The sequence below is a fragment of the Ruegeria sp. BE9 genome (genome assembly GCF_056538765.1).
The window spans coordinates 270,769-284,017 of the sequence record NZ_JBQFTS010000005.1 but is presented as its reverse complement, the minus strand read 5'-3'; the positions used below and the strand labels follow the sequence as shown (position 1 = coordinate 284,017).

13 protein-coding genes are annotated in these 13,249 nt (G+C 55.0%); 11 read left to right on the top strand and 2 right to left on the bottom strand.

Annotated elements, in window-relative coordinates; genetic code table 11:
• The first annotated feature begins 93 nt into the window (after positions 1–93).
• The 11 genes from ACR0EO_RS15450 (at position 94) to ACR0EO_RS15400 (ending at position 12,392) form a co-directional block, all read left to right on the top strand.
• Entirely contained in the window at positions 94–2,139 is a 2,046-nt protein-coding gene (locus ACR0EO_RS15450) for a TonB-dependent receptor (RefSeq protein WP_480691393.1), read from the top strand.
• A 268-nt stretch (positions 2,140–2,407) separates the two neighbouring features.
• On the top strand, positions 2,408–3,364 hold the full coding sequence (locus ACR0EO_RS15445) for a MotA/TolQ/ExbB proton channel family protein (protein WP_480691392.1): 957 nt from the start codon (positions 2,408–2,410) through the stop codon (positions 3,362–3,364).
• A gap of 4 nt (positions 3,365–3,368) precedes the next feature.
• Positions 3,369–3,740: an ExbD/TolR family protein gene (locus tag ACR0EO_RS15440; RefSeq protein WP_480691391.1), complete on the top strand. Its 372-nt coding sequence runs from the start codon at positions 3,369–3,371 to the stop codon at positions 3,738–3,740.
• Between the two features lie 4 nt (positions 3,741–3,744).
• Positions 3,745–4,128, top strand: a complete 384-nt coding sequence (locus ACR0EO_RS15435) for an ExbD/TolR family protein (protein WP_480691390.1) — start codon at positions 3,745–3,747, stop codon at positions 4,126–4,128.
• A complete protein-coding gene (gene tolA / locus ACR0EO_RS15430) occupies positions 4,125–4,934 on the top strand; it encodes a cell envelope integrity protein TolA (RefSeq protein ID WP_480691389.1) in 810 nt (269 codons plus the stop codon). The genes ACR0EO_RS15435 and tolA overlap by 4 nt, the downstream gene beginning before the upstream one ends.
• 283 nt (positions 4,935–5,217) lie before the next feature.
• A complete protein-coding gene (locus tag ACR0EO_RS15425) occupies positions 5,218–7,461 on the top strand; it encodes a TonB-dependent siderophore receptor (RefSeq protein ID WP_480691388.1) in 2,244 nt (747 codons plus the stop codon).
• A gap of 59 nt (positions 7,462–7,520) precedes the next feature.
• Positions 7,521–8,507, top strand: coding sequence for an iron-siderophore ABC transporter substrate-binding protein (locus tag ACR0EO_RS15420; protein WP_480691387.1), 987 nt, complete (start codon positions 7,521–7,523; stop codon positions 8,505–8,507).
• Position 8,508: 1 nt separating this feature from the next.
• Complete coding sequence (locus tag ACR0EO_RS15415) at positions 8,509–9,540, top strand: FecCD family ABC transporter permease (RefSeq protein ID WP_480691386.1); 1,032 nt, start codon at positions 8,509–8,511, stop codon at positions 9,538–9,540.
• Complete coding sequence (locus ACR0EO_RS15410) at positions 9,537–10,547, top strand: FecCD family ABC transporter permease (RefSeq protein WP_480691385.1); 1,011 nt, start codon at positions 9,537–9,539, stop codon at positions 10,545–10,547. Before ACR0EO_RS15415 ends, ACR0EO_RS15410 begins: the two co-directional genes overlap by 4 nt.
• 1 nt (position 10,548) lies before the next feature.
• A complete protein-coding gene (locus ACR0EO_RS15405; protein WP_480691384.1) occupies positions 10,549–11,331 on the top strand; it encodes an ABC transporter ATP-binding protein in 783 nt (260 codons plus the stop codon).
• An 11-nt stretch (positions 11,332–11,342) separates the two neighbouring features.
• A complete protein-coding gene (locus ACR0EO_RS15400; RefSeq protein ID WP_480691383.1) occupies positions 11,343–12,392 on the top strand; it encodes a siderophore-interacting protein in 1,050 nt (349 codons plus the stop codon).
• A gap of 15 nt (positions 12,393–12,407) precedes the next feature.
• Here ACR0EO_RS15400 and ACR0EO_RS15395 read toward each other — a convergent pair whose 3' ends face one another.
• Both ACR0EO_RS15395 and ACR0EO_RS15390 read right to left on the bottom strand, forming a co-directional pair.
• Complete coding sequence (locus ACR0EO_RS15395; RefSeq protein ID WP_480691382.1) at positions 12,408–12,914, bottom strand: hypothetical protein; 507 nt, start codon at positions 12,912–12,914, stop codon at positions 12,408–12,410.
• A gap of 11 nt (positions 12,915–12,925) precedes the next feature.
• Positions 12,926–13,132, bottom strand: a complete 207-nt coding sequence (locus tag ACR0EO_RS15390) for a hypothetical protein (RefSeq protein WP_480691381.1) — start codon at positions 13,130–13,132, stop codon at positions 12,926–12,928.
• Positions 13,133–13,249: the final 117 nt, after the last annotated feature.

The following is a 13,249-nucleotide window of genomic DNA, read 5'->3' as shown; positions in this document are numbered from 1 at the left end:
AAACCACCCAGCATTTTTGCAAGGTATCAGGGATTTCGCCCACGCACGGGCGGATGTGCCACTCACCGCACTTACAAGATACCGGGGACTCACATGTACGCGATGCTCAAGCGTTCCACTGCAACCATTGCTTTCACTAGCGCCGTGTTTTCCGCCGCGCCGTTGTTGGCGCAAGACGTTAACGATGATGATCTTGTCCAATTGGGCGACATCATTGTTACGGGCACAGGGTTGCCAACAGAAGTATTCAACAGCCCGAGTTCAGTAACCGTCGTCGACGCCGATGAAATACGCGAGATTCCACCCACTTCTGTGGCCAATCTTCTGTCAGACATTCCTGGTGTTCAGGTGTCCGAGAATGATCTGGACCGTATCCGAATTCGCGGTGAAGAATCCCAACGCGTCGCCATTCTGATCGACGGACAACGACTGTCAGACCACAATCGATATGGCACACCTTTGCTGGTTTCGCCGACAGATATCGAGCGAATTGAAATCGTTCGCGGCCCGTCTTCTGTTGTCTCAGGTAACAGAGCCATCGGTGGCGTAGTGAACATCATCACCAAACGAGGCGCTGACAAGCCGATCGAGGCTTCGGGCACTGCAGGGTACATTGGTGCCAACGATGGCTATCGCGCGGCCGCCAGCATTGCTGGTACAGTCAATAACTTTGACTACCGACTGTCTTACTCCAAGTCTGACCTGAACGACCGCAAAACTCCGGACGGAGATTTGGTTCCCTCAAGTAGCGATGACCGCGGGGTTCTGGGATTTGTCGGCTACCGTTTTGGGAATAGCTATGTCGGATTGCGCGCCCAAGACTACGACGCCTCAACCGAAGTATTCACCGACAGCCCAGCCGCCGAAATCAACTTGCCCAAACGAGATTTGCGAAAATACAGCGCGTTTTACGAAGGTGAAGACCTGACGCCCTGGATGTCGATGTTGAAATTCAGCATTTACACCCAAGAGGTTGATCGTTTGTTCGACAGCACTTTTGCCAGTGGTGGTCCGGCCCCGACTGTCATGGCAACTTCGGATGACAAGCAAACCACCAAAGGCTTTTTGGCGACGGCGAACTTCGAATTCGCACCGGGGCATCGGTCTGTTGTAGGGCTAGAGTATGACGATGATCGGCTGGAAACCACGAAGGGGTCGGTTGTGTCGTTTGCCGGACCCTTCCCACCGCCAATCACGTCGACGAGCTTTACGGATGCGACGATCAAAACGGCAAGCATCTTTGGTCAGCATGAAGCCACCTTCGGCCAATTCACCGCAACCGTCGGCGCACGTTACTACAATGTCGACAGCGATCTGGACGAACAAACGGTAAATGGCATTGCCCAACCCGGTCAAAGCAACAGCGATGATCGTTGGTTGGGTTCGGCAGGGCTAGTCTATAATCTGTCTGACTCCGCGATCCTGCGGGCCAATATCTCGCAAGGTTACACCTATCCGTCGTTGTCCGAGTTGTTCCTGTCCACTTCAGCAGGCGGTCAGGTCATCAATGGTAATCCGAACCTAAAGCCTGAAACCGCGACCAACTATGAAATCGGCGCCCGTATCGATCGCAACACTTTTGTTTTGGACGCGGCGGTTTTCTACACCGAGGCCAAGGACTACATCACCACAGTGGCAGACGCGGCCAATCCCGGACAACTGGTCTATGCAAACGTCGACAGCGCTGACAGTTGGGGTGTTGAAATCGCGGCTGAGTTCGATCCGGGTTGGGGCGGTGTTCGACCTTACGCCGTTTTGTCAAACATCACTCGCGAATTCACCTATTCGAACGGGTTCAGCACCAAAGACAGCGGCACTCCTGAATGGACAGGAACGGTTGGCCTGCGGTCTGATTGGCAAACGGACAGCTTGTCCGGCACCTGGGATGTTTTCCTGAGGGGTGAAAGTTCGGCCAAGCTGCGTGACGAAAACGGCAACGTTGTGGATACCGGCACACCAACGGGCTCGAACCCGACCGCAGGATGGACCACGCTTAACTTCCGCGGCAGCATGGACCTGACTGAGAACGCCCTGCTGACACTTGAGGTGAATAACATCCTGGACAAGTCTTATCGGGCAAACGACCAGATTCCGGCAGCGGAACGAAACATAAGCCTGTTCGTGACGGCTACGTTCTGATTGATTCCTAAGACCTACAGAATACGACGGGCCGCAGACCTATCTGTGGCCCGTCGTATTGACAAAATGCAATTGGAATTCTAGGCCAGGACCCAATTGGGTTAAGACAACCCTCGCCAGATTGTTTCAGCGTTAACAAACGACTGCAATCCAGCCATCCAACAATAACAGCTTGCAAAACCGTTCGGAGCCAGAGTGGCAAATTCCGCCCGGTGTGATGGATGTGTGGCGATCACCGTCGCGCAGGCTCCAAAAAAGATGATATGCAATGACGCGTAACACCGATTGTCCCGTTCTACATACGCACGGCACGCGTTTGTTCCGGCGTACTTTCACAAACACCCGACTGGTCCTTACTGCCCTATTGGCGGCTGCTCCGCTGACATTGGCCGCACAGGAAACCCTTTCCAATTCTGCGCCAGATGCCCCCTTGGGCAGCCCTGTTCTCCCAGCCCCTATGCAACCCGAGGTCGACGCAACCGTAGACGTTCCATTCGAGCCCCAATCCCAACTGGCCGTGGATCCCGACGTTTTGCCCACCGCAGCAGCGGAACAACAGGAGTTTTTGGCGGCGGCCCAACACGCTTCGGTTCAAGCAACCGAATTTCTGCAAAACGGTGGGCCGTCAATTTGGGTTATTGCAGCATTATCCATTGTTACGTTGGCCCTTATCCTTTGGAAAATATGGCGCCTGGCTGTGATCGGTGCCTGGTCACGAGGAAAAGCCGGTTTGGCTGTGGACTTGTTCGAAACCGGGAACTCCGAGGCTGCTCTGTCGGTGGTAAAAGGCCGGAAAGGCGTGCGGTCAAAGGTCGTACGAGAAGCAATTCTGGCGTTGAACACCCTCCCCGAAAACCGAGCGCGCGAAGAAGTTTCGCGTGTGGCGAAACGTGAAATTGCCAACGCCGGTGTGGGGCTGCGTGCCTTGGAATTGATCGCTACGATTGCTCCACTTCTCGGATTGTTGGGCACCGTTTTGGGTATGATCGCTGCGTTCCAGGCTCTGCAACAATCGGGCAACCGCGCTGATCCTGCATTGTTGGCCGGCGGTATTTGGGAAGCCTTGCTGACTACAGCTGCTGGTATGGCTGTAGCTATTCCAGCTTCGGCCGCGCTGACTTGGTTCGAGGCCGTGATTGACCGCATACGTCGCGATGTCGAAGATGGTGCGACACGGCTATTCATTTCAGTAAAACCGCTCGATCTCAAACTGGCTGCCGAGTGAACGGATGCAGTTCGCCCCACCCTCCAGGCCTCGGCGCAAACCTAGTCTGACACCGATGATCGACGTGGTGTTTCTGTTGTTGGTTTTCTTCATGCTGGCCTCTCGGTTTGGGACGGACGCATCCCTCCCGCTACCTCTGGCTTCGGCTGGCGGAGAGTATACTGGCCCCCCAAGATTGATCGACGTGTTGCCTGAGGGTGTTCTGCTAAACGGTTCAGAAACAGATGATCTTGCGGGTGACTTGGCACCGTTAATGCAGGCCCCAACGGACATGCTGATCTTGCGTGGAAAGGACGGCGCAACGCTGCAGAGAATTGTGACTGTAACCGAAGGTTTGCGCGACGCGGGTTACACCTCGGTTGTTCTGGTGGAGTAACACAATGGACTTCTCAGAGCCCCCTCGAAAACCGCGCGCCGAGTCAATCGTGCCAATGATCAACGTGGTCTTTCTGCTGCTGATTTTCTTTCTGATGACCTCGAACCTTGCCACGCCTGAACCGTTTGAGGTCGCGCCGCCGCGATCCACTTCGGACATAGAACCCGAAGTTGAACGAGTTCTCTATGTCGACAAGACAGGGCGAACGTCGTTCGAAGGTGCCGAAGGTGAAGCTGCACTCGGCGCACTGGCGGCGGTCAGTGAAGGCGACAACATAATTCAGATCCGAGCGGATGGCGAACTGAGAGCCAAGGAAATGGCAAACCTGCTAAGTGATTTGGCTCAGGCCGGTCTTAGTAAAGTTGAATTGGTGGTGACACCCAAATGAAGAACTGGCTTGAAGCATCAGTTTTTATTGTTCTTGCTGTGGCTCTTCACCTTACAGCATTTGCAGGTCAACCGAAGTCTGGGCTCGTATCCGGGGGCAGCGGTGGCACCGCTTTGGTATCATTAAAAGCAGCTGCGCCATCAGCCGCTGAAATGGTTGAAACGTGGGAGCGTTCTCCGATTGTGCAACCAACCCAAACTCCGGACACGTTAGCGCCGCAGCCGGTAGCAACCGATGCTCCTTCGATGCCGGATTTGCAGATTGATCAGGCTCCTCGCGCGCAGATGAGTGTGGCCCTTGCCGCGCCACAAGCGGAAAAGGACATTGCGATTGACCCAACCCCTCCACCACCGCGGCCCAAGCCCAAGCCGGAACCAAAGCAGCAGCCTGTTAAAAAAGTCCAAAAGGCCAAGGTTACGTCAGCAGGAGTTGCCAAACAGGTCTCGGCCGGATCAGGCGGCGGAGCGCATGCCGGGTCCGGGGCGGCCAGCGTTTCCACCGGTACGCCAGGGAAAGAAGCCAAGTTGCAGGCTGTGTGGGGCGCAAAGATCCGGGCCCGGATAGAACGCAACAAGCGTTACCCCCGCGGTTCCAAAGCTGGTGGCACCGCTACTGTCCGCTTGTCCGTATCCCGTGACGGTAGGCTGACGTCTTACAAATTGGTAAAGTCGACAGGGGATCCGGCCCTTGATCAGGCTGCGCTCGGCGCTGTTTCCCGAGCAAAGAAATTCCCCAAGGCGCCGAAAGAGTTGAAGGGTGATAGCTTTCGATTTGCGGTCAAGATCCGCCTTGTGCCACGAAAATAGCGCGCTTGATTTTGACGTTGGGTAAAGCTCTATCCAATTGATAACAAAGCGCTTCACTATTTCTTGACAATTATTGTCTGAAATTCTATCAGGCCGTTGATGCGTGAATATCAACGCACTTAGCAAGACCAGATCGCTGCCAGCATCTTTCGAACGTCAAGCCACACAATGAGGGACAGCAAACCCGTTCTGAGGTGAAAACACCCAGGCCACACGGGCGCGCTTTCGTGTTTCACAAAACACAATGCGCCCGCGCATGTCGCCGGCGTACGGAGAAGAAGACATGTCAACACGAAGCAAGGTTCTGGCAGTAGGACCCATTGCAATTTCGGTCGGCCTAGCGGCTCAGAACGTCCACGCGCAGTCAGCGCCTGAAGAGGTTGTTCTGGACACTATCGTTGTACAAGGTAACGACGAAGGGCAACTGGACGAAACCGACGGTTATTCGGCAACTGCTGCGTCAACGGCAACGCGTGGCCTGCCTGCCGATATCGCGAGAACGCCGCGATCAATCAGCGTTATAACGACACAACAGATAAATGACCAAGGGGCGACAACCCTTGAAGAGTCAATCTCTTATACTCCGGGTGTAACAACTCAGACCTTTGGTTTGGATGGACGTTACGATCAGTTCGCGATCCGTGGTTTTGAGGTTCAGAACTCGAACGTTTACCGCGATGGGATGCCGCTAGGTCTCTATGGTTTTGCTGGGTGGCGCACCGAAACCTTCGGGGTCGAACGGATTGAAGTTCTGCGCGGCGCAAGCTCTAGCCTTTATGGCGCGAGCCAGCCTGGCGGACTGGTGAACATCATCACCAAGCGTCCACGTTTTGAAAACAGAACCGAGGCCATTGCCCGCACCTCGGCCTATGGAGGGCTAGAGTTGGGCGTTGATACCACCGCCGTGGCATCCGACGATTTGGCCATGCGCTTTGTGTTGCTTGGGGGTGAAACCGGTACCCAATACGATGAAACCGATCAGAGCCGCCTGTACTTTGCCCCGTCCCTTACCTGGGCACCATCAGAAAGCACAAACCTAACGGTATTCGCCCAATACCAAAAAGACGATGTGCCAGACTCGTACATTCTGGTGCCGCAATATGGCTCGCAATTGCCGAACCCGGTCATGAGCTATGACAACGATTTCTACTCCAACAACCCTAACCGCAACGAAATCAAAACCACTCAGAGTTATCTCGGGTACGAATTTGACCATGAGTTCGGTGATGGTTTCACTTTCCGGTCGCGTGCTCGGTATGCCGACAATGATTGGACCAACAATACAGCCTATGCCGGCGCCTTCATCTCCTCGGCCATTCTGGCGGGGCAGCCGCCAGTTCCAGATGCAATCGACGCGGCTGTGCTGGTGAACTTCGATGTCGACAACAGAGCGAAACAAGCAACATTCGACAACGGCGTGTCCAAGGAGTTTTCGTTTGGCAATGTAAACGCGACTGTGGTTGGTGGACTGGACTACTACCAAAGCGATTACGATGGCAGCCAATCGTACGCGCTTGGCGGTGTTCACTTGTTCAGCCCCGGAACCATCGTCGGATTGCCCGGTTTCCCAACCGATCCATTGGCGGTGAACACCATTTCGCAAGAAATCGAGCAGACAGGTCTATACCTGCTTGGGAACTTCCAGATCGGCAATCACATCGTCGTCGATGCAGGTCTGCGTCATGATTGGGTCGACATTAACGGGACTGCCGGAACTCAGTCGACAGTTCTGGGAAACTCGACCACCGATTTGGACAACAAGCAGAACTTCACCAGCGCAAACCTTGGTGCATCCTACAACTTTGACAACGGTGTCAGCCTATACGGTGCAGTTGCACGGTCCTTCAACTTGCCGCCTGCCGGCGTCGACAGAAACCGCCAGCAATTGGATGTTGAACAATCTCAGTCTTGGGAAGTCGGTGCGAAGTTTCAGCCACTGGGTACAAACTCTCTCTTGTCGATCACCTATTTTGACATAACAAAAAAAGACACCCCCGTCGCGGCCGCCGGTGTCCCCGGCGCATTCGACCAGGTTGGTGAAGTTCAGTCAAAGGGTGTCGAAGTTGCGGCAAATTATTCCTTTGGAAACGGTATTTCGGTACTTGGGACTTATAACTTTATCGACGCCAAAATCACCAAAGATCCCGCGAACGAAGGCAACCGCCTAGCGCGTATCCCAGAACATTCTGCCTCGCTTTGGTTGGCTTATGACGTGGCCGAAGTGCCCGGTCTTCGTGTCGGTGCAGGTGCGCGTTACACGGGCAAACGCTTCTCGGACAACGCCAACACCGCGAGCTACGAAGTCGATGATGTGACCGTCTTTGACGCATCTGCAAGCTATCAATGGGACGGTTGGACAGCCACCTTGGCCGCACGGAACCTCGCCGACAAGCAATACGTTACCTATTGCCAAATCGACGGCACTGGCATCGTCGGTCTGATCCCGGGCGTAAACCCAGCACAGGCTGGTGGGTGTGCCTATGGCGCAGGCCGCTCGGTCGAGTTCTCACTGTCGCGAACCTTCTGATCTGAAACAGGCCCGGGCGCATAAGCAGCCCGGGCCAAGCATCTCTAAGGACCCAATAAATGCTGCGCAGACTGTTGACCGCTATTGTATTGGCAACTTGTCCCGTCAGGGCGAGTGCCGATTCATTTCCGGTCGAAATTCAGCACAAATACGGCACCACCCGAATTGAGAGTAAACCAAAGAAAATCGTTTCTCTGAGTTTCATCGGTCACGACTTCCTGCTTTCACTTGGGATTACACCGTATGCTTTGCGCAGATGGTATGGACCCGACTCGAACGGCGTTTGGATTTGGGGGCATGAGGCTTTGGGCGACGCCGAGCCGATTGTCATGCAAGGTGAAATAAACATCGAACAAGTCGCCGCGATGCAGCCCGATCTGATATTGGGTCAATGGTCCGGCATAACTGAGCGCGACTATGCTCTGCTGTCACAAATTGCTCCTACAGTACCCCCTAAGGCCGAATTCGGCGATTATGGTAGCCCTTGGCAAGAAATGCAGCGGACTGTTGGGCTGGCCACGGGTAAGGCAGCCGAAGCTGAGCAGTTAATTGACCAGCTCGAAACGCGTTATGAAAATCTTCGAGAAGCCCACCCTGAATGGCAGGGGGCAACCGCGGTGATGGCTTGGGCCGGCCAAACCGGAGCGTTTACCAGCCGAGATATTCGAGGCCGGTTTCTTGAGGACCTTGGCTTCATCGTTCCTGACGCCGTTAACGATCGCGGGACTTTGGACAATTTCTACGTCTTAATCCCGGCCGAGGATCTGTCACCCATCGACGTGGATGCGCTTGTTTGGATCGACGCCGGCGGATCGGCACCCGTTTTGAACCGAATGCCCCTGCGCCAAACCATGCGTGCGTTCAAAGAAGGGCGAGAGGTGTATTCCGATCCCTTGTTGTCTGGCGCATTGTCTCACTCCAGCCCACTTAGCCTCAATTATGCGCTCGACCGAATTGTGCCTCTGATAGAAGCCGCAATGGATGGTGACCCCAATACCGTTGTTCCCTCTGCGCGCGATGCCGGCATCCTGCCCGAAGGTTTTTGACATGGTGGCACACACAACTTCCGTTCCCTCGGAAAACCCCGACACCGATACGCGGCTGATTTGGCTCTGCGTATCGGTGTTGGTATTGTTGATACTGTCGGCGGCGGCTCTTCGATTTGGACTGCGCCCGACTGGATGGGGGTCGATTTGGTCCGCCCTGACGTCGTACGACCCCATGAACCCCGATCAGATTGTCATTCGTGAAATCCGAATTCCTCGACTTATCGGCGCGACCGTGGCCGGAGCTTCACTGGGCATGGCTGGTGCACTGATGCAGGGCATGACCCGTAACCCACTGGCTGATCCGGGCATTTTAGGTGTCAACGCCGGGGCCTCTATGGGCGTCGTGCTATGCATTTTGGTGTTGGGCATCGCCGATCCCGCCGCCTTTGTTTGGGTCGCCTTGGGCGGAGGGTTCATTGCCGCCGTTCTGGTCTTTCTCTTGGGTGGTGGCAATCAGGCCAATCCAGCGCGTCTGATCCTTGCTGGGGCAGCGGTGTCCGCCCTGTTCTTAGCGCTCAGTCGGTCTCTCTTACTGGTAAGCCAACAGACCCTGGATGTATATCGGTTTTGGGTTCTTGGCGGTTTCGACGGAATTGAATTTGCAACGCTGCAAACCCTGTCGCCGTTTTTCGCGGTTGGTCTGGTTTTAGCGATCATCTCAGGTTTTGCTTTGAACGCTTTGATGCTGGGTGACGACGCAGCCCGCGGGCTGGGTGTACGTGTTGGGCTTTCCCAAATTTTGATCGGACTTGCCATCGTCATCCTATGCGGTGCCACGGTTTCGATGGCGGGGCCAATCGCATTCGTCGGGTTAATCGTTCCGCACTTGGCTCGTCGGATCGCCAAGGCGGATATGCGATGGATGCTATTGTTTTCCGCCAGTTGCGGGGCGTTGTTAATGGTCGCCGCAGACCTGCTTGGCCGTTTGGCTGTCTTTGGCGGGAACATGCAGGCTGGCGTGATGTCAGCCTTAATCGGCGGCCCCATTCTAGTCTGGCTCGTGCGCCGAAACGGAGTGCAAAAGCTATGATCCTGCGCCTGTCTTTTCTATCCTTTCAAACTTCACCAAGGGCGCTTTCGGTCACAGTTTCGCTGTTTCTGGTTGGTGCGGTTACCCTGTTGGCGTCGGTACAGTTGGGGGCATTTCCCCTCAGCTTGCCTCAGATACAGGCTGCTATTTTTCAGCCTTCCGACGAGCTGCACTACATGATCGTGGTCGATCATCGACTGCCCCGCATTCTGACAGCAATCGGAGCGGGTGCAGCCTTTGGACTGGCTGGATCGATTTTTCAGACGATGCTGCGAAACCCGCTAGCTTCACCAGATGTCATAGGTTTCACAGCCGGAGCCAGTTGCGGTGCGTTGCTGGCCATGATCCTAACCGGCGGATACATCTTGTTGGGCGCGCTTGCCGGAGGAATGCTCACTGCTGCGGCAGTCACTGCACTGGCCTGGCAAGGTGGGTTGCATCCTTACCGCCTCATTCTGGTTGGTATCGGTGCAAGCCTGACACTGATGGCTGGCGCAGATCTATTGATGTCGAAGCTCGACACACTGAGTGCAACCGAGATGTCAAAATGGTTGGTCGGTACTTTGAACGCGCGCAGTTGGGATGATGTACGGCTTGTCTGGCTGGGACTTGTGGTGCTGATGCCTCTGGCATTTTGGCTTCAGCTTCCGCTGGCTCGGCTTGCGATGACAGATGATGTTGCAACCGGCCTTGGGTTGTCTCTTTCACCTCTGCGCTTGGCAATAACAGCCTTGGCCGTCGCATTGACGGCGTTAGGGGTTAGTGTAGCAGGCCCACTGCCTTTCGTCGCTTTTGTCTCTGGTCCGATCGCCCGGTTTTTGATGAGAGGCGGCAGACCCGCGCTGCTTCAATCCGCGATGGTCGGTGCAGTGGTCACGTTACTGGCCGACATGGCCGCGCGCTCGGTCCCGGTTGTTCAACTACCCGCTGGAGTTTTCACAGCCATTATCGGCGCTCCGGTTCTGATGTGGTTGTTATTGGCACAATTCAGAAAAGGAACCCTTTGAAATGGCCCAACCTGCCCGCCTGATGGCTCGGGACCTGTCAGTGTCTTTTGGTAGAACACAGATATTGAAAGAGTTGTTTGTCGACATTCCCGACGGCAAACTCTCGGTTGTTGTAGGTCCGAACGCATGTGGCAAATCAACTTTGCTGCGTACCCTCGCCCGACTGCAGCCTGTGCGCGCGGGTCAGGTCGTTTTAGACGGCAAGGCCATCCACAAGCAAAACAGCCGTTCTGTTGCCCGCCGTCTTGCAATACTTCCGCAAATGCCCACCGCACCCGAAGGCCTGTCGGTGCGCGACCTTGTTATACGCGGGCGAACACCCCACCAGTCAGCCTTGCGGCAGTGGTCCAAGGCTGACGCTGATGCGGTTGAGAGCGCTCTGGAACAAACCGGCATGACCGCGCATTCTCATCGCCCACTTGAGGCGCTGTCAGGCGGGCAACGGCAGCGCGCCTGGATCGCGATGGCACTGGCTCAGGACACCGACATTCTGCTGTTGGATGAACCAACCACCTATCTGGACTTACCACATCAGATTGAGTTGCTAACCCTGGTTCAGTCCTTGAACCGTAAAACCGGACGCACCGTCGCTATGGTGTTGCACGACATCAATTTGGCCGCACGGTTCGCCGACAACATCGTCGCGCTTAAGGACGGTCGCGTGCACCGAAATGGCACCCCTGCCGAAGTTATCACCGCATCCACAATGGATCAGGTCTTTTCCCTGCCCTGTACCGTGATCGACGACCCCGTTCACGGCACACCTCACGTGATCCCAGTCTGAGAGGTTTTTCCATGACTGTACGCCCTGACTTTCCATTGCACGCAGAAACACATTTGCCGCAAATCCAGTTCTCGACTGTGAAAGCCTTGATGCTTCATGAGGCGCAGGAACATGACTTGCCTGTGGTTGAAAACTCCGACACCCATTTGATGATCCAAACCCACTACGGTTCTCTCAGTCTTTCCGAAACCAAAGGTGGTGTCAGCGTTTCAACCTCGGCCGCCAAACTGGATTGGCTATTCATGCTGAAAGAGGCCGTTGTCGAGCACTTGGCCCACTTTTCCCCAGAAACGGCTGCTGAGCTGCGTTGGTCGGATACTGATCAGGCCGGGGGCTTACCCCCGAACTTCCACTTTGCCACTATCCAGTCCGTTCGGCCTATTGGCACGTCGTTTCTAAGAGTTCGGATAAAGGCGTCCGGGTTATCCAGTTTCCAGGATGATGCCATCCATTTTAGGATCGTTCTTCCCGCCTCAGGATTGGATGAGGTTGAATGGCCGTATGTCGCGGAAAATGGATCGACTGTCTGGCCCAAGGGTGAAAAGGCGCTGCATCGACCTGCTTACACCACCCGCTGGATTGATCACGCGCAAGGTGTGTTGGACTTTGACGTTTTTCTGCATGACGGCGGCAGAGTGACGGCTTGGGCCAAATCGGTTGTGCCGGGTGCTCAGGTGGCCGTAGCGGGACCCGGCGGCGGAGGCATTCCTGAAACTGATCGTATCTTGATGTTTGCCGACGAAACGGCATTGCCTGCAACAGCCCGTATCCTCGAAGCGCTGCCCGCGAAAGCCAAAGGTCACGTCACCATACAAGCGATCGGCGGGGCCAACTGTGCTTATCCACTAAGCGCTCCGGCAGGTATTTCAGTTACTTGGCTGGATAGCGAAGACTGCACCTCGATGGCAGATTTAGCAATTCAAGCGAGCAACGAATTTCCTGAGCATTTCCTATGGTTTGCCAGCGAGAAATCAGACACACAGAGGGTCCGGAAAGTCTATAAAGAGCGGGGCGGAAACCCGGAAAACGCCTACATAGCAGCTTATTGGACCAAAGAATAATGCCGCATTGCCGGTTTAATTCACAACGCGCAACTTAACGCCCGAGTGACTATTCAGGCCAGGTGCCTGTCCGGCCGGAAACCGGTTTGCAAATGTAAGACCCGACCGGATGACATCCGGGTCTAAACGGCCTTTGGTCAGTTCTTCGACGGCTTCGCGTGCTGACCGAGTGTCATCTCGACGCATGAAATGGAGCGTAAACAGCAGTGCCACTTCATCTCTTGTCACAAGATCCCGGCTGTGATTGCAAAAAGGATCGATGTGATCGAAGGCTTCAGCTCGGCAGACCATCACATAACGTATGAATCGCGCCAAAAGGTGGGATGCGGGCAATCCGATCGGATCTCCCCACCGTTCGGCCGCAATAGAATACGCCAAATGCCAGGCTTGTGTTTCCGGGCAACGCAGAGCGTCCAAGTGATGCCGTGCTATTACAAGCAAGCCACGCTCGAATGGATCGAACGGGAAACTGTCAAGCACCTGCATGCTTTCCGATTGCTCTGTGTATTGTATCACGCTCATGATGAGTACCTTCACTTGAGCCCGAGAACTGGTTCTAAGCTGAGAACGTTTTCCGGTAACTCATCCAGCGTCGGGCGCACGTTGATTGTTGGCGATGCCGCATGGACCGGAAAACGTGCGTCGGCTTCGATCGCTGCCCGAAGCGCAGGTTTCAGTTTGCACCCGCAATTTTGTGCAATTGCATCAGTGGCCAGCAGTGTGTGCATTAGTGGTCTCATGCTCAAAACTCCTGAGGAATCATGGGTAAAGACATGACGTCTAACCTTAGATGGAACAGAGTGAGGCCGGGCGTGATTCCAAGGTATCTGACTGAGCCAGCATGTACATGACAAAAT